Origin of the sequence: Spirosoma profusum (genome assembly GCF_014699005.1) — a bacterium.
Taxonomy (GTDB): domain Bacteria; phylum Bacteroidota; class Bacteroidia; order Cytophagales; family Spirosomataceae; genus Spirosoma; species Spirosoma profusum.
In genome coordinates this window covers 42,772-62,084 of sequence record NZ_JACWZY010000014.1, presented here as the reverse complement: position 1 = coordinate 62,084, position 19,313 = coordinate 42,772, and the positions used below count along the sequence as shown (strand labels likewise).

Sequence of the window (19,313 nt, the reverse complement as noted above, 5' to 3'; positions counted from 1 at the left end):
TGGTAGAGACAAACGACAACCATGAAACCACCTCACCTGGCCGACCGACTGCTACGTCTGTTCTGCGCTCCTCACCGACTGGAGGAGGTGCAGGGCGATCTGCATGAGGAATTTGCGTATCAGGTTCGACGTATTGGCGAACGGCGGGCGCGCTGGCGCTACTGGTGGGACGTAGTGGGGTTTCTGAAACCAACTTTTTCGAATAAACGACAACCTGAAACGTATTCAACAACTCATTTCCTGCACCCTGTCATGATTCAGAACTACATCAAAATCGCGTTTCGAAACCTTCAGAAAAACAAGGTTTCGAGCCTCGTCAACATACTGGGCCTCACGCTTGGCCTAGTGTGCTGCATGCTCATCACGGCTTACGTTTTAGATGATCTGACGTACGATCAGTTCCACAAGAAGTCGAACCGGATTGTCTTATTTCAGCAGTTCGAGAATTCGGCCAGTAGTGGTGGAAAGTTCGCTACGGATTTGAAACAGCGTTTTTCGGCTGTGTCGGATGCGGTGCGCCTGTCGCGCATAAAGCCGCTGATCGCCAACCGACAGACAGCAGCTTACGAATCAAATTTCTGGTTCGCTGATAGCAGTGCGTTCAACGTATTTACTTTACCGTTGGTGCAGGGGAATCCACAAACGGCCCTGACGGAACAGTATGGAATCGTCCTGTCGGAAGGGATGGCCCGGAAGTATTTCGGCGCAACAAATCCGGTGGGGCAAACACTACGTATCAACAACAAAGCGACACTGCACGTAACGGGTGTGTTACGTGACCTACCCACCAACTCGCACCTTAAACTGGATTTTCTGGCTAACTACGCCAATGCCAACGAATTGGCTGGCTACGACGTAACGAACAACTACTGGGGCAGTAACGATACGTGGACGTACTTGCTACTGGCACCCGGTGCTGACATTGCTACGTTGAAGGCCCAATTTTCTACTTATACTCGGCAGTTGGGCGACCCCAACACGAGCGTCTGGAAGCTCAACCTGATTCCCCTCACCGATATTTATCTCCGTACGAATCTGGTGGCTACCAACCGTTTGACATACGCATATGTGTTTGCCATTGTGGCGCTGCTGATTCTGGGGTTAGCCTGTTTTAACTACGTTAATCTGGCAACGGCGCGGGCAACACAACGAGCGAAGGAAGTGGGTGTTCGGAAGGTTTTAGGTTCGTCATTTGGGCAATTATGGGGGCAGTTTCTGGGCGAAACGTCACTGTTTCTCGTGATAGCCGTAATACTGTCGGTTGGGGTTGTGGTTTTGAGTTTACCACTGTTCAACGAATTGGCCGATAAGCAGTTAACGGTTCAGTCGATGATTACCTCGGAACGTATCGGCTGGCTGCTGACAGGATTGGTACTTGTTGGCTTGTTGGCAGGAAGTTACCCGGCATTTGTGCTGTCGTCGTTCCGTCCCATTGCCGCCCTTACCAGCAGCCGACTCCCGAACGGCGGTGGCGGCTGGTTACGTAAGACACTGATTGTTGGGCAGTTTGCCGTTTCCATCGGTATGATTGTGGCTACGTTGGTTGTCTATAAACAACTGCAGTTTGTACAGCAACGTAACGTTGGCTACCAACGCGATCAGATCCTGACGATGGATTTACGGGATGCCCCCGACCAGGCAAAGGAGTTGTTTAAACAACGAGTAGCTCAACTGCCGAACGTAGAAGGCGCTACACGGGCGTTTAGTTTACCGGGCAGTGGAAGTTTGCGTGGCGAAAAAATACTCAGTGAGTACGTTCCGAAAGGGTCAAAAACAGGGGGTATCGGTCATCTGAGCGTCGATGGTGATTTTCTGAAAACGTTTGATATTAAGATCATTAACGGACGGAATCTAGACCCGAACCGGACTGCCGACAAACAGGCTTTTTTGGTAAACCGGGCCGCCATGAATTATTTCGGCTGGAAAAACATCGATGGAAAAATGACGGGCTATTATACATACGGGTATGATCCAGCCAATCCGAAAGGGTATCGTGAAATTCCGCTGAAGGGTCAGGTTATCGGCGTAATCGACGATTACAATCATGCGGATTTAAAGCAAAAAGTAGAGCCCATGATCATCTCGCTCAATTCGGGTTGGGAAGGTCAGTTTGCGGCTCGAATTCGGGCGGGAGCCATTCCCGGAACCATCCAGCAAATTCAACAGTACTGGCACGAGCAATTCCCCGATAAGCCGTTTCTGTACGTATTTCTTGACGATACGTTCAACCGGACGTACCGAGTCGAAACGCGCACGGGACAAATCTTCGCCATGTTTGCGGGACTAGCTGTACTGATTTCCTGCTTAGGCTTATTCGGCCTTGCTACGTTCACCGCCGAACAACGCACTAAAGAAATTGGCGTACGCAAAGTACTGGGTGCCAGCGCAGTCAGCATTGTTACGTTGCTTTCCAAAGAGTTTGTCAAACTGATTTTGCTGGCAATACTGATCGCGTCGCCCCTGGCTTGGTGGGCCATGAATCAATGGCTACAGGCGTTTGTCTATAAAATTGATATTGACGGATGGGTGTTTGTACTGGCCGGTTTACTGGCATTAACGATTGCTCTACTCACGGTCGGATTACAAAGCGTCCGAGCCGCGTTGATGAACCCCGTGAAATCACTACGTAGTGAATAATTTGGTTCCCGTAGAGACAAGGCGTGCCTTGTCTCTACAACCGAATCAGAATGAACGATGCCAGTTCGGCAATCAGCAGATTGAAATGTGTAGTGGTTATATCACCGACCAGATAGGCCAGAAAGATCTCATCGGACAGCAGAAAAGCCGCCCATAAGCCCAGCGTAATACCAAATGCACGATGGATGGCGACTTTGTGAGATGGCGTTTGTCGGATCATTTCCAGAAAGGCTTTCCAGAATAGAAAAGCACCCAGAGCTTCCCAAAGTATTACTCCGACGAACAGCCCAACAGCCACCCAGACCGGCGACGAATAAATAGACAGTACCTTAACAATCAGTTCGTAATTCCCTGATGCAAACGGCCAGCCTGTCGGAAGAATCGACAGGCTTTTCAGCGCATCGGCGCTGTTACTGAGCAGTACGATGGAGAAGTAAAGTGCCCAGAATGCCAGCAGTCCAGCACTAATACGTTTATCGATGGTTTGCATACCTACAGTAGAGACAGGGCATGCCCTGTCTCTACAAATACCCTTTGCTATTTTTTCAGTAACTGCTTCACCAGCGACTTTAGCTCACCCACTTCGGTTTTTAGCGCTTGTAATTCCTGTTGTTTAGCCTTATCCGCCTTCTCTAGTTGAATGGTATAGAGCGTGAGTTCTTCAATTTTTTCCAGCAACGTAGCATTTAATTTAGTCAGGTCGATTCCCTGTTTCACTACGTCGTCTGCCGAAGGGATTCCGGGCAGGTGATGATGATGCTTCACATACGTATCAACCCAGTTCAGTGCAGGCAACTGGTAGCCAGCCTCGAAAACTTTATCACTCCACTCCGCGCTATTGTTAATACGCAACTGATATTGGCCTTTGACGACCTCACCTCGCTCATTAACGGTCAGAAACTGGTCCGTTTTCGCTGTAGCCGGGCTGCTGGCGGTGAGCCGGGGCAGACGAATTCCACTGTTATGTTCCTCAGGAGCAACCACTTCCAGACGAGCTGTCGGTGCCGACGTACCGATACCTACGTTGGCATTATTTCCCAATACTATTGCATCGCTAACAGCAACATGGGCCCCGGCGCCAATAGCCGTCGCGTGATGTAGATCCGTCGATTCAGCGCTGGTCTGATGGCCAATCATGGTATTACTCCTACCAGCCCAAAGCCCCCCTCCTGCTTCACCCCCAATAATGACATGATGCCCACCCTGATCCTGACCAGTCTGCGTATTGTAACCCATCAATACATTGTCATTACCAGTTGTAACGGCTGTTCCCGATCCTGGGCCAATAATGATATTGTTATTGCCTGTGGTAACATTCTGACCAGCCTGTTGACCCACAAATGTGTTATTACTCCCAGTGGTATTGGCGGCACCAGCGTAGTAACCCAGAAAGGTATTTTGGGCACCTGTCGAGTTAGCCAGGCCCGTATAGTATCCTAAGAACGTATTATTGTTACCCGTTGAGTTGTTATAACCTGTATAATGACCCAAAAACGTATTGTTGTTACCTAGTGAGTTTGTATAGCCGGTGAAATTGCCGACAAACGTATTGTAACTACCCAGCGTATTGGCGTAACCTGACCTGTAGCCCATAAACGTATTGTAGTTACCTATTGTATTTGATTGTCCGGCAGCATAGCCCAGAAAGCTATTATAACTACCCGATGTATTCTCTCGTCCTGCGGCAAATCCTACAAAACTATTCTGAGTACCAGAGCCATTTGTGCTTCCCGAAGCATACCCTAAAAACGTATTATTAGAACCCGATGCATTAACGTATCCCGCGGTATATCCCAGGAACGTGTTGTAATACCCTGACATCGAGGCATTTCCAGCAAAGGGACCAACCAATGTATTAAACATAGCTGGTGTTGACGAGTTGGGCGTATTGACAACATAGTTAGTTTGAGCCCATAAAAAGCCTGGTATACAGGCCAATAAAATCACGTAATACGTAGAAATTTTTTTCATAAAGGTTTAAAGAATAATACTCGTCAATAACTGATCTTTTACAAAAACTGGTTGTAAAACTGGGAATGAATTTAATTACTACCTGATTCCCACTTTTCACCAATCGATTAACAAGATAAACATTATCCTTATTGATATTGCAATGTAAAGAGTTACATTTTCACGAAGCTTTATTAAACGTTTACAATATGTTTTAATTCATGATCTGGCACTGAAATCAGTATCAGGTTTGATTACCTGTCAGCTCTTTGGTATGTTCGTTTACGAAACCCATCTTGCATAACTTTGGTCACGTTCAGGCAATTTCTTCACAATCTCTCGCCTATTAGCGACGTGACGTGGCAACAGGTAGAGACGCTTTTTACGGAAACACGGCTGAAAAAAGGAGACTATTTTATTAAGGAAGGCCAGCTAGCTACCCAATTTGCGTTCGTGCAATCGGGCGTGATTCGCGGCTTTTATCGCGATCAGCAGGGTACGGAATACAACAAACATTTCTTTGTATCGCCTTCAATTGCAGGCGGATACACGTCGCTAATTACCGGCAAACCCAATCAGATTATCCAGCAGGCTTTAACCGACTGCGAACTACTTCAGGCTAACTATCAGTCGTTTACAGCTATGTATGATACGTATCCAGATTTGGAACGGGTTGGTCGGCGGTTTGCAGAACGGTATTTCGTCGAAAAAGAACGTAAAGAAATTGAAATCGTGTTACTGGACGCCGAAAATCGTTATCGACTTTTTCAGGAGCAGTATCCGGGTCTGGAACAGCAAATTTCACAATATCATATTGCATCGTATTTAGGCATTACGCCCACGCAACTGAGCCGCATCCGAAAGAAATGGGCACAGTCCTGATTTCTTTACCTATGTAAACGGATTGCACTACGTTCCGTCGGAATTTTGCCCGGTCGAACTGCCAAACCACATGATGCTCCGATTCACACAGAATATACTTCCAATTCGATTTGTCTTAGTACTACTTTTCAGTTGTTCGGTATTCGTTCACGCTACGTATGCTCAATCGCTGACCAATAAACTAGATCGCTACGTTCAGGAAAGATTGGACAAAAGTAGTATTCCTGGTCTGGCCATTGCCGTGGTGCATAACGATACGTTGCTGTTCTCGAAAGGCTATGGAAAAACCAGCGCGAATGTACCCGTTACGTCCAATACACCCTTCGCGATTGCTTCACTCAGCAAGGCATTTACAGCGATGGCGATTATGCAGTTGGTTGAAGCAGGACGGATTTCGCTTGATGTACCTGTCGTTCAGTACGTTCCTTCGTTTTCTACGGAAGATAATCGGGCTAAATCGATAACCGTCCGGCAATTGTTGCACCAAACCAGCGGGCTAGCCGACACCGGATTTCCGGAATTAGCCTTTCGCCAACAACCCGCTACGTTGGATGAGGCTATGGCTCGATTCAATGTAGCGCGACTGGTGAGTGAGCCGGGCCAGCAGTATCATTATCACAACCCGAACTACCGGCTGCTGGCAAAAATAGTAGAAGCCGTCAGTCACGAACCGTTTGCCGGCTATTTGCAAAAGCACATTTTTCAACCGTTGCACATGACGCATACCAGCGATGTATCAACCACAAAGTCTTTCTATATTGGTTCTGATAAAATAGACCACGGCCATATTTTCTTTCTGGGAAAACCTGTCGCTGTTCGGGAACCGGACTGGTTTATTGACGGGGCTGCCGGGATGCATTCTACAGTCAACGATATGGGGCACTGGCTCAGTCTGCAACTGGCGCACGGACGTGTTGGCGATACACAGCTACTGAGTCGCGAATCCATGACGCTGATGCATAACCCGCTCCCGAATATCTCGCTTCATTATGGCATGGGTTGGATTGTTCGGAGTGATTCAAGTCTCTACCACAGTGGTATTCTGTGGACGTACAGCGCCGAACAGATTTTACTCACCAAAGATGGTTACGGCGTTGTAATGCTCTTCAACAGCGGCATCAATCCGTATGTCGATTACAATTCGTTTCTACGGGGTGTCACCGATATTCTCGCTGGTCAGGAACCAGAGATACCAACCTTGCCTGATTGGATTTTACCAATCGGCGTCGGGCTTATATTGTTACTATTCATTGGATTAGCCATCCGACGGTTTTTCCGAATCAACCAATGGTTTCAAACGTATCAGCAGCGACCTGTTTGGCGTTCATGGTTTTTTTTACTCGTTCGCCTTCTCCCTTTTGTTACGTTCCTGCTTATTCCAACGCTGCTGACGGCTATCAGTGGCCGCGTGTTAAACTGGGAACGTATTTTCCTGATGATGCCGGATGGCGTAATAGGGTTTGGCCTGATTGCCCTGCTGAATCTGGCAATCGCCGTTACCCGACTGGTGCAAATTTTCCGATCAAAACGTACCGCTAACGTATCACTTTAGTTCGTAGTAGAGCGAAACTAATCCAGTGGAATACGTTTTCGAATCGGTTAATGTTAGTTTAATTCGATCTTTAAGATTGATAAACAACGGCTTACCGGCGCCCAGTAAAATCGGGTGAACCGCCAGAAATAATTCATCGACCAATCCGGCATTCATGAAGGAACTCGTTAAATCAGCGCCACCGAACAGCCAGAAATCTTTACCGGGTTGACTTTTAAGGGCGTTGACTTGCTCTTTAAGATCGCCACGTATCAACGCTACGTCCTCGCCTACTTCGGTAAGTGTGTTCGAAAAAACGTATTTTTTGTATTCCGAAAATTGATAGTTGCTGGCTTCTTCGGCTGGATTATTCATCAATTCGTAGCTTTTTCGCCCGATAAAAATCGCGTCGATACGTTTCAGAAACGCATTGAGACCATAATCCTGATCGGTGAAACACCAGTCATATTCGCCGTTTGGGCCTTCGATGTAGCCATCCAGACTAACGGCCAGTCCTAAAATTACCTTACGCATACAATTATCCATTACGTTTCGGCAAAGTTGCGAACGAACTAGCTATCGTAATTGTAAAAATCGGACATCAGCACAAAATGTAGTTCGCCGATAGCAACTGGCGCGGAGTTAAACCCGAATAATCCCGGCAGGCATGGATGAAATGCGACTGATCGTAATAACCGCTTGCATAAGCGATCTCGGTCAGGCTGGATTCAGGGTAGGATTTGAGTTGCTTCAACGCCTGTTTAAACAGAGTAATTCGAGAAAACTCTTTGGGTGACAGGCCGATACACTGATTAAATCGACGTACCAACTGTCGATTACTGATCCCAACTCGATTGGCTAATTCTTCCAGCGAAAGCTGACCATGTACCTGTCTGATCTGCTCAATACAATACGTAATGCCTGGGTCATACGTAACAGTTTTTGACAGTTGCCGAATCAGATACTGCTGAATCAATTGTACACGCTGCGCCATCGTCGGTGCTTCTTCAACGTAGTACTGCATGTCGTTGGCACTACGCCCCCACAGGTCATGCAAGTCAACAACCTGATTAGCAATGTCTTGCATCGATACAGGAAAGAATGGATAGGCATTCCCACCCGAAAAACAAACCGACACAAATGATACGTTGCTCAGCGTCTGAACGTCCATAAAACGATTCATCCGGGACGTAACAAAACATCTTCCGGCATTGGCTATCTTCCCAGCTAGCGAAGCGATTGTCTGCGGCTGGCCGATATTCACGAAAAGCTCCACGCAGGTATCCGGCAATACCCGGATCGGTGGAGACGTAGTAGCTGGCTTATCGCTTTCTATCGAGCAAATCTCCTTGACAAAAGGCTTCAGTACAGGGGCAATATCGTACAGTCGGAAATGCATCACTCAAAGATACGTATTTACCAACGCACCTGTTTTCCTGTCCGGTTTGCGGACACGTGATGTCCAGTATCGGACAGTTACTTTCGTCATTATTTAGCAAAAACAGTCCTTATTAGTTCCAGAAGGCATTCTTGTGTATTGGCACCGCATTTGTTCGGCATTATCGTATAAAATAACAAACCATGAAAAGGGCCTTTCTGGGAGAGTTTGAAGAAGTGGTATTATTAACCGTAGCCATCCTTGACGAAGGTGCCTACGGCGTAAATATCACGCAGGAAATTGAACAAAAAACCGGTCGAGCGGTCGGGTTCAGCACGGTGCACACGACCCTTCAACGGCTGGAAGAAAAAGGATTTCTATCCTCGCAGATGGGGGGAGCAACGGCGGAACGTGGGGGACGTCGAAAGCGATTTTTTACCGTTACGTCGGCTGGTCGGAGAGCCCTCCAGGAAGTTAAACAGGTACGCACTGAATTGTGGAATGCGCTGCCTCCGCAAACCTTGCAATTGATGGGGGGATAAAAATCATGTATAGACAAGGCATGCCTTGTCTCCTATGCGACAGGAACGGGTATTCCTAAAAACCATCCGGTTATGAGACAAGGCATGCCTTGTCTATACGAACAAACCAAACTCTATGAAACCACCGCCCCGTTTTGCTACCTGGCTGCTAAAAACCTTCGGTCATCCCGATACGTCGGAGGAAGTGCAGGGCGATCTGCTGGAACTGTATGACCATTGGGTTGAGACGGTGGGGCAACGTAGCGCCGATTGGCGATATAGTTTGAGTGCCCTGAAATTAATGCGACCGCTGGCCGAATCGAAAATAGCGAAAGAGTATCCTCAACCCCATTTACTAAGTCCTGAAATGATACGTAATTATTTAAAAATCGCTTGGCGAAACCTTGTTCTGCACAAAGCGTTTACGGCCATTAACATTATCGGATTGGCGGTTGGACTGGCTACCTGTCTGCTCATTGTGCTGTTCGTGCTGCATGAACTGAGTTATGACCGGTATCACGCCAATGCCGACCGTATCTACCGAATGGCGCTGAATGGCCGAATCGATGATAAAGATATTCAACTGGCTTATGCACCCGGGCCAGCCGGACAAGCCTTGCTACGCGACTGCCCAGGTGTGGAAGCCGTTACCCGACTACGTAAGGAGGGAGCTTTTTTAGTCAAAAACGGTCGCGATATTATAAAGGAAGAACACGTGGCCTTTGTGGATTCAAATTTCTTCTCGGTTTTTACAATCCCCATGCTGAAAGGTCACCGGGTGAACGCACTTGTTGAGCCTAACACACTAGTGCTGACCGAAACAATCGCCCGGAAGTATTTTGGTCGGGCCGATCCTATTGGCAAAACGCTAACTCTAGGTCATCTGGGTTTATTTCGGGTAACCGGCATTTGTGCCGATGTGCCGTCGAACACCCACTTTCATTACGATATGTTTGGCTCGTTTTCGTCAGTTAAGACGGGCCCTAAATGGTTAGCCAGTGGTGCCTACACGTACCTGCGCGTTCGGGATGGCTACTCCATCAATCAGGTGGAAACGATAAGCCGGGGGTTCGCCAGCAAATACATTGCCTCGGAAATCAAGGAGTTCTTCGGAACTGATTATTCCGAATTTTCACAGAAAGGCAATGGCTTTAGCTTTCGTTTTCAACCCATTACGTCCATTCATTTGCAGTCCAATCTGGATGATGAATTAGAGGCAAACAGCGACGTTAAATACCTGTATATTTTTTCGGCGATTGCTTTTTTCATTCTCCTCCTGGCGTGTATCAATTTCATGAATCTATCCACCGCCGGATCGGTAGGGCGTTCCAAAGAAGTGGGTATTCGCAAAGTGCTCGGTTCCATCCGCAAGCAGTTGGTCAGTCAGTTTCTGGCCGAGTCTGTTCTGGTAACATTCCTGGCACTGGGGCTGGCGTTGGGACTCGTTCTGCTGCTGTTGCCAAGCTTTAATGAGCTGGCGGGGAAACAGTTTACGTACCGCGCGCTCATCGACGGCTGGATGCTGCCGGGGATTGTGCTGGCCTGTCTGCTAATCGGGCTGCTGGCGGGCAGTTACCCGGCTTTTGTGTTGTCCTCATTCCGGCCCATAAAAGTTCTAAAAGGAGTTATACAGACCGGCACACGTAGTGGCTGGTTACGTAGTACGCTGGTGACTGTTCAGTTTGTGGTATCGATTAGTATGATCATTGCCACCCTGGTTGCCACACAGCAGCTACGTTTCATTCAGAACAAAAAAGTAGGTTTCGACAAAGAGCAGGTGCTGGTCCTGCACGATACACACGTATTGGGGTCAAATGTAAATGCTTTTAAAGAAGGACTATCCAAATTAGCACCCGTCGTCAGGATAGCGCGTGCAGGTTTTTTACCAGCCGGATTGTCCAACCAGAGTGTAGACGGGGTTCAGGTGCGAAACGGTTCGCAGGTAACCATACATCGATCAAAAGGCTATTACATCGACGAAGACTATTTGCCTACGTTAGGAATTCAACTGGCGCAGGGACGTAATTTTTTAAAGGATTCTCCCGCCGAAAAATCGAACATTCTCATTAACGAAGCTGCGGTTCAGGCCTATGGTTTCAAAAATCGGGCGGGCGAATCGCCAATTGGCCAACAAATTTCTATTGTAGGCGATGGTACCGAAGGTAGTAAACATACTTATACGGTTGTGGGTGTGGTGAAAGATTTTCATTTCGAATCGATGCGCCAACGTATTGCTCCACTGCTCCTATTTTATGGCCACGATGTCGGTCAACTGGCGTTACGTATTCAGACGAGCAATATACCCGGCCTGTTACGTACTATCGAACAGCGATGGAAAGCGCAGACAGACAACCCTTTTACGTATTCCTTTTTAAACGAACGATTCAACACCATCTACCAGTCTGAACAGCGAATTAGCCGATTGGTGAGCATTTTCGCAGGGCTGGCTGTGCTGATTGCCTGTCTGGGTCTGTTCGGACTGGCGGCTTTAACGACCCACCAACGTACCAAAGAAATCGGCGTTCGAAAAGTGCTGGGCGCATCGGTCGCCAGCATTGTCGCGCTGTTATCGAAAGACTTCATGAAGCCAGTACTGATTGCCATTCTGATCGCATCGCCCGTAGCGTGGTACGCGATGGACCAATGGTTACAGGATTTTGCCTACCGCATCAACATCGCCTGGTGGGTATTCGCCATAGCGGGAGCTTTGTCGGTTGGTATTGCACTCCTGACTGTTAGCTTTCAAAGTGTAAAAGCCGCTCTGGCAAATCCAATTAAGAGTTTACGAAGCGAATAAACCATTAAACTAATACGTATCATGAAACGTAAATTTCGGGTTACAGCCTTACTCATTTTCTCAACATTCATTTGTTTCGCAGCCCTGGCCGATTTGGGCGGTAAATGGCAGGGAGCTATTACGTTACCCGACGGGAATACCTATCCGGTTACCTACGAATTCACCATCAACGGTAGCCAACTCACCGGAAAGGCATCTGCAGAAAACTCGTCTAAACCGATTAACGACGGCAAGATTAACGGAACGGATTTAAGTTTCAGCATTACCGATGACGATAACCAGCCGATTCCGCACAGCGGCAAATATTACGCCGACGGTGACTCCATTTCCTTGAATGTAACGTATCAAGGCTCGAAACTGCATGGCACTTTAAAACGGGCAAAAAATTAATTCCGAGACGTATAGCCGTCCCCGACGTAGAGACAAGGCATGCCTTGTCTCTACACAAAATTCTATGAAAACCCCGCCCCGCTTTGTTACGTGGTTGCTGAAAACGTTCGGCCATCCTGATACGTCGGAAGAGGTACAGGGTGACTTGCTCGAACTATATGATCATTGGGTGCAGACCGTGGGGCAACGTAGCGCCGATTGGCGGTATAGTTTGAGCGCCCTGAAATTGTTACGGCCACTGGCTAAATCGAAAACAGCTAATGAATATCCTCCACCTTTTTTACTAGGTCCTTCTATGTTACGTTCGTATGTAAAAATCGCCTGGCGCAACATCAAACATGCCAGAGCGTTCGCGCTGATCAATGGCTTCGGCTTAGCCCTCGGAATCGCCTGCGCGCTTCTCGTATTTCTGGTTATTCTGCACGAAACCAGTTACGACCAGCAGCAAACCAAAAAAGACAGAATCTACCGGGTTGAAACGGTTAATGCAAGTGATGGAGGGCCGCATCCCGGCACCTACACTGAACTGGGCGTCGTTTTACTTAACGAAGCGCCTGAATTCGAAGCTGTCGTGCCCATTATGAATAAATGGCAGCGCGGATTAACGATACCGGTAACCGGCGAGATTTTTAAAGAGAAGGTCGTTTTTGTGGGGTCGGGCATTTCCAGTCTGCTTGATTATCAATGGGTTGCGGGTAATGCAAAAACAGCCCTTTCGCAACCCAATCAGGTCGTGATCACGGAGTCGTATGCCAACAAGTTTTTTGGCACTGCGAACGTCATCGGAAAAACCATTCGCTACGACAGCAAGCAGGATTTACAGGTATCGGGCGTACTGAAAGATCACAACCAAACCACGAATTTCCCGTTCGACGTACTGGTGTCTTTCCCTACGCTCAAACGGGTGGAACCTGACTATGATTCTCATGGCTGGAGTGGATTCGGAGATAATTTCCAGCTTTATACCCTTCTGAAGCCTGGATTTACACCCGAACAACTGACGAAACGGTTTCATGCCATTCAGGTCAAATACCAGAAAGACCCAAAGACGATTGAGAATCAGCATTTTGCGCTGAATCCGCTGTCGGATATTCACTATTCGTTCAATTTCAGCGGTCGACAGGCGAATCCGAAACTCCTCCGAATGCTGGCCTTGATTGGCGCGTTTGTGCTGCTGATTGCCTGCATCAATTTCATCAACCTGACAACGGCTCAGGCACTTAAACGGGCGAAAGAAATTGGCGTTCGAAAAGCGGTGGGCAGTAATCGCTTATCGCTGATCTACCAGTTCCTGACCGAAGCGGGTCTCATTACGTTTCTGGCTGCTTTGCTGGCGGTAATACTAGCCTGGATAACCCTTCCGTCCATTGCCACGATGATGGGACTCCCGCTTACAATAGCCGACTTATTTACCTGGAAAGTAGGTGCATTTTTAGTCGGATTAGCGAGTATAACCAGCCTGCTGGCTGGAACGTATCCTGCTTTCCGACTCTCCGGAATGCCGCCTATCTGGGCCCTAAAAAACAATAAACTCCCCAGCGGTGAACGTAGCGTTACGTTACGTCAGGGATTAGTAGTGGTGCAGTTCACTATTTCCATGATATTGATTAGCAGCGCTTTGCTTATCAACCGGCAATTATCTTTTTTCCAAAACGCGGATCTTGGCTTTAATAAAGCGGCCATCATTACAATTGGATTACCCAGTAACGAGCCCGAAAAACTGCAAACGCTACGTGCCCAACTGAAGGAATCGCCCCAGATCAAAGACGTCAGTTTCTCGTTCAACAGTGCCTCGGCTGAGAGCAACTGGATGCAGGGTATGCAATATCGAAAAGGAGCCACTCCCATCGAAATCAAGACCCAGATGAAAATGGGCGACTCGCATTATCTGGACACGTACGGCATTCAGTTACTAGCCGGCGAAAAGCTCAAAGACACGGATACGTCATCGGCCGCATTTAAGGTGCTTGCCAACGAGATTTTCCTGTCTCGAATGGGTATCAGCCGCCCTGAAGCCGCCGTTGGACAGAAAATCTACTATGGCGATGGGAATCAGTTCGCGACCATCGTTGGCGTTGTTAAAAACTTCCATGTCAATTCATTACATCAGAAAATAGACCCGACACTGATGCAGGTTGTACCGAACAACTTTTATCAGGCGGGTATCAAGCTCCAGAGCGAGGCTCCAACGGTCGAAGCCATTAAAACAGCTTTAGCAACCATCGAAAAGTCCTGGAAAGCGACGTTCCCAAACCAGTTGTTTGGCTATGATTTTCTGGATAAAACGCTGGCGGATGCCTACAAAAACGAAACCCGTACGGCACAGCTCATCGAAACCTCTACGCTGATTGCCATTCTGATCGCCTGTCTGGGTTTATTCGGTCTGGCAGCTTTCACGGCTGAGCAACGTACCAAAGAGATTGGGGTTCGGAAAGTACTGGGCGCGTCAGTTATTAGCATCATCACCCTCATGACCAAAGATTTCCTGAAACTGGTACTGATTGCCATGGTGATAGCCTCGCCCATCGCCTGGTATGCAATTAGTCAGTGGCTGCAAAATTTTGAGTTCAAAACCGAAATCAGTTGGTGGGTATTTGCCTTAACTGGCCTGCTTATGGCCGTCATCGCTATGCTTACAGTGAGTTACCAAAGCACCAGAGCCGCGTTGATGAATCCAGTCAAATCACTACGTAGTGAATAGCATGAGGCACAGGGTTTGGGGCATAGGGCATCCTGATCCCCAACCTTTTGCCCTATTCCCAACCCACTATATCCAATGCTACGTCCCCCGCCCCGTTTTGCTGCTTGGCTATTAAAGACGTTCAGTCATCCTGATACGTCGGAAGAGGTGCAGGGTGATCTGCTGGAACTGTATGCGTACTGGGTCGAGACGGTGGGGCAACGTAGCGCTGACTGGCGGTATAGTTTGAGTGCGCTGAAATTGCTACGGCCGCTGGCCCAACGTAAAACAAATGAACAGTACACAACACCTTTTTTTCTAAGTCCAGTTATGCTACGTAATTATTTAAAAATCGCCTTTCGAAACCTGTCCCGGAACAAATCGTACGCGACGATTAACGTATCAGGCCTTGCGCTGGGCATGACCTGCGCCATTCTCATTTTTACGCTGGTAAGCTATCACCTTAGCTTCGACAATTTCCACGCGAACGCCGACCGTATCTATCGCTTCGTCACTGAACAGCACCGTGAAACAGTCCATTATTCACGTAGCGTACCCGGACCGCTGGGAAAATCTTTTCGGAATGATTATACGTTTGGCGAAAAAGTGGCCCGCGTTGCTACCTACGACGACGTATTGATTACGCTCGAATCGGGCAAAGACGTTCAAAAATTCAAGGAAGACGAAGGGGTCGCATTTACCGAAACGGACTTCTTTGACATCTTCAACTACCCCTTGTTGAAAGGCGACAAGGCGACGGTTTTGACGCAACCCAATACGGCCATACTCACGGAGCGCATAGCTCGTAAATATTTTGGGAATACCAATCCGATTAATAAGACGTTCCGGGTTGATAATAAGGTAAGTTTCCGAGTTACAGGGATTTTGAAAGACCTCCCGATCAATACTGACCGTCGAACGGAAATCTACGTTTCCTATGTCACCCTTAAGCAATTTGACGATTGGCTCGCCAGCGATGACGCCTGGGGCGGTATCACGAGCGCCATGCAATGCTACGTAAAACTTCGGCCGGGCGTATCGCCAGCACGGGTCGAAAGTTTGTTGCCGGCTTATGTTAAAAAGTATCGGGCCAAAAGTAAAAACGTCCACGTCTACAAGCTTCAGCCATTAGCAGACCTGCATTTCGATGCACGATATGGCGGTGCTATGACCAAAACAAATCTGTTGGTATTGGGCCTTATTGGACTGTTTTTAATGATCACAGCTTGTGTCAACTTCGTCAATCTAGCGACGGCTCAAGCGCTGAATCGAGCGAAGGAAGTGGGCGTTCGGAAGGTCCTTGGTAGCATACGCGGGCAACTTTTCTGGCAATTTATTTCCGAAACCGGACTCATCACCATTACGGCTGTCGTACTGGCGATTGTACTATCGCTGCTGACGCTTCCGTACATGAACGAATGGTTTCAATCGCAGATACGTATCAATCTGCTCACCGACTGGCGATTAACGCTATTTATTCTGGCCGCTACGTTCTTTGTTATTTTCTTTTCGGGTTCTTACCCCGGGCTGATCATCGCCCGTTTTCAACCAGTGCTGGCGCTTAAAGGGAAATTATCGCAGCAGAATATTGGCGGTTTCAATATTCGTAGATCGTTGATTGTTACGCAGTTCGCCATTTCGCAAATGCTGATCATCGGCGTGATTGTCATTGCGAATCAAATGCGTTACGCCAAACAATCCGATCTGGGTTTCAACAAGGATGCGGTGGTGATGCTTCCGATTGCAACCGGCTCCAACCCGCAGACAATGCATACGTTAACCGACCGGTTCAGCAAAGTCTCGGGCGTAAAAAACGTATCGCTTTGCAGAGCAGCACCGTCGTCGAGCAGCAATTGGACAACCTCGCCCACTTACGATAATCGAGCCGAACCGGAGAATTTCAATGTCAACGTACGAGCCGCCGACGATCACTACGTTCCCATGTTCGAGCTGGATTTAGTTGCCGGACGTAACATTTTCCCTGCCGATTCGGTCAAGGAATTTCTCGTCAACGAAATGTTTGCCAAGAAACTCAATCTTAAATCTCCCGACGAACTACTGGGCAAAATGGTCAGCCTGAACGGTGGACGGCTGAAAGGGCCCATTGTCGGTATAATCAGGGACTTTCACGATCTCTCATTTCACCAGGCTATCAATGCCGTTTGCATTGGCTCAGACATGAATAATTACGACTATTATGCGGTAAAAATTGACCTGGCCAATACGCAACAAACGCTGGCGGGACTCAATAAAACCTGGAATGAGATGCACCCCGATCAGGTATACGATTACGAATTTCTGGATGAACAGATTGCGGAATTTTATGAAACAGAATCCCTGATGCTGAAACTCATCCAGGCCTTTGCAGCCATGGCCATCTTCATTGGCTGTCTGGGCCTTTATGGTCTGGTTTCGTTCATGGCATCACAGAAAACTAAAGAGATTGGTATTCGAAAAGTGCTGGGCAGCACAACGGGACAAATCATCTGGATTTTCGCCAAAGAGTTTTCGCGCCTGATTCTGATCGCCTTTATCGTGGCCGCGCCCGTTGCCTGGTACGTCATGAACGCCTGGCTCAAAAACTTTCAATTCCAGATCAGCATAGGGGCTGATGTATTCGCCATTGCCATCGCCGGAACGTTCCTGATCGCTTTCGTGACCGTTGGCTATCAGGCAACCAAAGCCGCATTGATGAATCCGATCAAGAGTTTACGAAGTGAGTAGGCGTAAGGCGTGTAGAGACAAGGCATGCCTTGTCTCCTTGGTGTCAGCCATAAACCATCCGGTCATGAGACAAGGCATGCCTTGTCTCTACCGATTTGGTAAACGTCTTCGTCTGGACAAGGCTCTAGGACGAAACACCCGGCTGGCAGGTCGGATGGATGCTGTTTTGGCTGGGAGAACTTTACCATTCGGCAAAATAATCTTTCGGGTATCCTGACTTGTGACAGAATTTGGGATAGGTGCGTTTACAAATTTTTTACCTGTTTCAGTCGGCTTTTTAGCGGGTTTAGCCTCCACGTCCGGCGTTACGTAGGTTTCGATAATAACCGGTTTTTTAACCGGCTCTGGAACCAGGCTGAGGTTGACAATGATCGGTGGTCTATCTGATCGAGTTGCAAACTGCCGGTTCTCTCGATCATAATGGCCTTCACGCATGGTGAGCAAATGCTGGCCCTCAACGATACGTGGTTTATCCGCATAATGAATAACGCCCGTCTGGCGCGAATAATCGAGCTGTGACGTATTGAGTACCAGTCCATAATTCTGAAGCGTTACCTGCCCTCGAAAAAACACCTGTTGTTCATCGCCCTGATATTTTATGGTGTCAGCTCTGATAACCGTAGCGTCATCGAGTCTGAAAAATACGTGTCCCGAACCCACCAGTTGATTCGTGGAATCGTTGTAAAGCACTTGATCACAGGAGCCTCCCAAGCCGATGTGCTGAATGGTAACATTCGGCGCGTACTGCCGATGCGTTTGCCCATTCGCCCGAACCAGCGTCCCCGTTCTAGGTGCCACTATCTGGATGGGAATACGTTTTTCCGATCGCTGCGCTTTGGCGTAGTTAGTCGAGAGCAGCAGCAGTAGCAGACAAATTTTCGTATATGACACCTTCATGATTACTAACCGGTCTATTCGACCGATAGACGCTCGCTAATAGCGTCATAGATCGCATTCGTTTGTTTACGGACGCAGCAATTGGGGTTCGCTGCAAAAAGTATGCGGATTGGTAGCCAGAGAAGAAATTTTCTGCAAAAAACGGCAAGTAATGAACACTGGCCATACACATAGTATACTTCTAGTGAGACAGTTACGCTCTATTTATCTCGTTCAGATCGATGTCCTTTTCGTACAAATCCTATGCCACTCAACCACTTGTTTTTTTGATCGCTGTAACCTTTTACGTAAACCACAGTTTCCGCGAAAAATCATCCTAAGTCAATCTTAAGAATCACTGCTACGTTATGGAGATCGTCAGCCATGATGCACGTAGCAGAAAATAACTCATTTCCACCCCACTACGTCTGTCCACATACGTACAAAAAATGTCCGTTTCTGGACAATACGTATCACCAGGCTCTCATCAAAAAAGGTCAACCCTAAGTCTGAGAGCCACTTTTTCTTTTTGGCCGGGCATTTGATATACCGAAATAGATAATATACCATACCTGCTTATTTCTAACCCGATACTGGTGCATGCGACGTAGCGATTTAGGAGAATTCGAAGAAGTTGTACTGTTGGCGGTAGCCGCGCTGTCTCCGGGTGCCTATTCTGTGATCATTGCTGAAGAACTCGAACACGAAACGGGTAATTCGGTCAGCACCGGAGCTGTTCATGCCGCCTTGCAACGGCTGGAGCAGAAAGGCTACCTGACATCTCATCTGGGCGAAGCGACCGCCGAACGCGGAGGCCGTCGAAAACGACTGTTTACCGTTACGGCCCTGGGCGGCCGGATTCTACAGGACGTACGTGCTGTTCGAAACCGTCTCTGGGACCGTATTCTCCCCAATATTCGACTAGAGTGGAGTTAAATAGCATGGGG

General features: G+C 48.0%; 15 protein-coding genes. 10 read left to right on the top strand and 5 right to left on the bottom strand.

Annotated features, from left to right (window positions below; all coding sequences use genetic code 11):
* Positions 1 to 21 precede the first annotated feature (21 nt).
* Positions 22 to 2,637 (top strand): permease prefix domain 2-containing transporter, encoded by a 2,616-nt coding sequence (locus IC229_RS16970; protein ID WP_190888198.1) that lies wholly within the window; start codon positions 22 to 24, stop codon positions 2,635 to 2,637.
* 34 nt (positions 2,638 to 2,671) lie between these two features.
* Here the strand turns inward: IC229_RS16970 and IC229_RS16965 are convergent, their stop codons facing one another.
* A complete protein-coding gene (locus tag IC229_RS16965; protein WP_190888197.1) occupies positions 2,672 to 3,127 on the bottom strand; it encodes a hypothetical protein in 456 nt (151 codons plus the stop codon).
* 47 nt (positions 3,128 to 3,174) lie between these two features.
* A complete protein-coding gene (locus tag IC229_RS16960) occupies positions 3,175 to 4,608 on the bottom strand; it encodes a hypothetical protein (RefSeq protein WP_190888196.1) in 1,434 nt (477 codons plus the stop codon).
* 333 nt (positions 4,609 to 4,941) lie between these two features.
* On the opposite strand from IC229_RS16960, the gene IC229_RS16955 reads away from it, so the two are divergent.
* Positions 4,942 to 5,469, top strand: coding sequence for a Crp/Fnr family transcriptional regulator (locus tag IC229_RS16955; protein WP_317171589.1), 528 nt, complete (start codon positions 4,942 to 4,944; stop codon positions 5,467 to 5,469).
* A gap of 70 nt (positions 5,470 to 5,539) precedes the next feature.
* Entirely contained in the window at positions 5,540 to 7,021 is a 1,482-nt protein-coding gene (locus IC229_RS16950) for a serine hydrolase domain-containing protein (RefSeq protein WP_190888194.1), read from the top strand.
* Here IC229_RS16950 and IC229_RS16945 read toward each other — a convergent pair.
* Together IC229_RS16945 and IC229_RS16940 are read right to left on the bottom strand one after the other, a co-directional pair.
* Positions 7,013 to 7,534, bottom strand: coding sequence for a dihydrofolate reductase family protein (locus IC229_RS16945; protein WP_190888193.1), 522 nt, complete (start codon positions 7,532 to 7,534; stop codon positions 7,013 to 7,015). The genes IC229_RS16950 and IC229_RS16945 overlap by 9 nt on opposite strands.
* Before the next feature lie 67 nt (positions 7,535 to 7,601).
* Entirely contained in the window at positions 7,602 to 8,399 is a 798-nt protein-coding gene (locus tag IC229_RS16940) for a helix-turn-helix domain-containing protein (RefSeq protein ID WP_190888192.1), read from the bottom strand.
* Positions 8,400 to 8,581: 182 nt separating this feature from the next.
* Between IC229_RS16940 and IC229_RS16935 the strand changes: the two genes are divergently transcribed.
* From IC229_RS16935 to IC229_RS16915, 5 genes are all read left to right on the top strand, one after another.
* Positions 8,582 to 8,920, top strand: coding sequence for a PadR family transcriptional regulator (locus tag IC229_RS16935; RefSeq protein ID WP_190888191.1), 339 nt, complete (start codon positions 8,582 to 8,584; stop codon positions 8,918 to 8,920).
* A 115-nt stretch (positions 8,921 to 9,035) separates the two neighbouring features.
* Complete coding sequence (locus tag IC229_RS16930; protein WP_190888190.1) at positions 9,036 to 11,696, top strand: ABC transporter permease; 2,661 nt, start codon at positions 9,036 to 9,038, stop codon at positions 11,694 to 11,696.
* Between the two features lie 21 nt (positions 11,697 to 11,717).
* Positions 11,718 to 12,086, top strand: coding sequence for a hypothetical protein (locus IC229_RS16925; protein WP_190888189.1), 369 nt, complete (start codon positions 11,718 to 11,720; stop codon positions 12,084 to 12,086).
* Positions 12,087 to 12,150: 64 nt separating this feature from the next.
* Positions 12,151 to 14,787: an ABC transporter permease gene (locus IC229_RS16920; protein WP_190888188.1), complete on the top strand. Its 2,637-nt coding sequence runs from the start codon at positions 12,151 to 12,153 to the stop codon at positions 14,785 to 14,787.
* A 75-nt stretch (positions 14,788 to 14,862) separates the two neighbouring features.
* Positions 14,863 to 17,490 (top strand): ABC transporter permease, encoded by a 2,628-nt coding sequence (locus IC229_RS16915; protein ID WP_223834039.1) that lies wholly within the window; start codon positions 14,863 to 14,865, stop codon positions 17,488 to 17,490.
* Between the two features lie 87 nt (positions 17,491 to 17,577).
* Here the strand turns inward: IC229_RS16915 and IC229_RS16910 are convergent, their stop codons facing one another.
* A complete protein-coding gene (locus IC229_RS16910; RefSeq protein ID WP_190888187.1) occupies positions 17,578 to 18,387 on the bottom strand; it encodes an OstA-like protein in 810 nt (269 codons plus the stop codon).
* 363 nt (positions 18,388 to 18,750) lie between these two features.
* Here IC229_RS16910 and IC229_RS35750 point away from each other — a divergent pair, with 363 nt between their 5' ends.
* A complete protein-coding gene (locus tag IC229_RS35750; protein WP_262893396.1) occupies positions 18,751 to 18,873 on the top strand; it encodes a hypothetical protein in 123 nt (40 codons plus the stop codon).
* Between the two features lie 93 nt (positions 18,874 to 18,966).
* Entirely contained in the window at positions 18,967 to 19,302 is a 336-nt protein-coding gene (locus IC229_RS16905; RefSeq protein ID WP_190888186.1) for a PadR family transcriptional regulator, read from the top strand.
* The last annotated feature ends 11 nt before the right edge of the window (positions 19,303 to 19,313 follow it).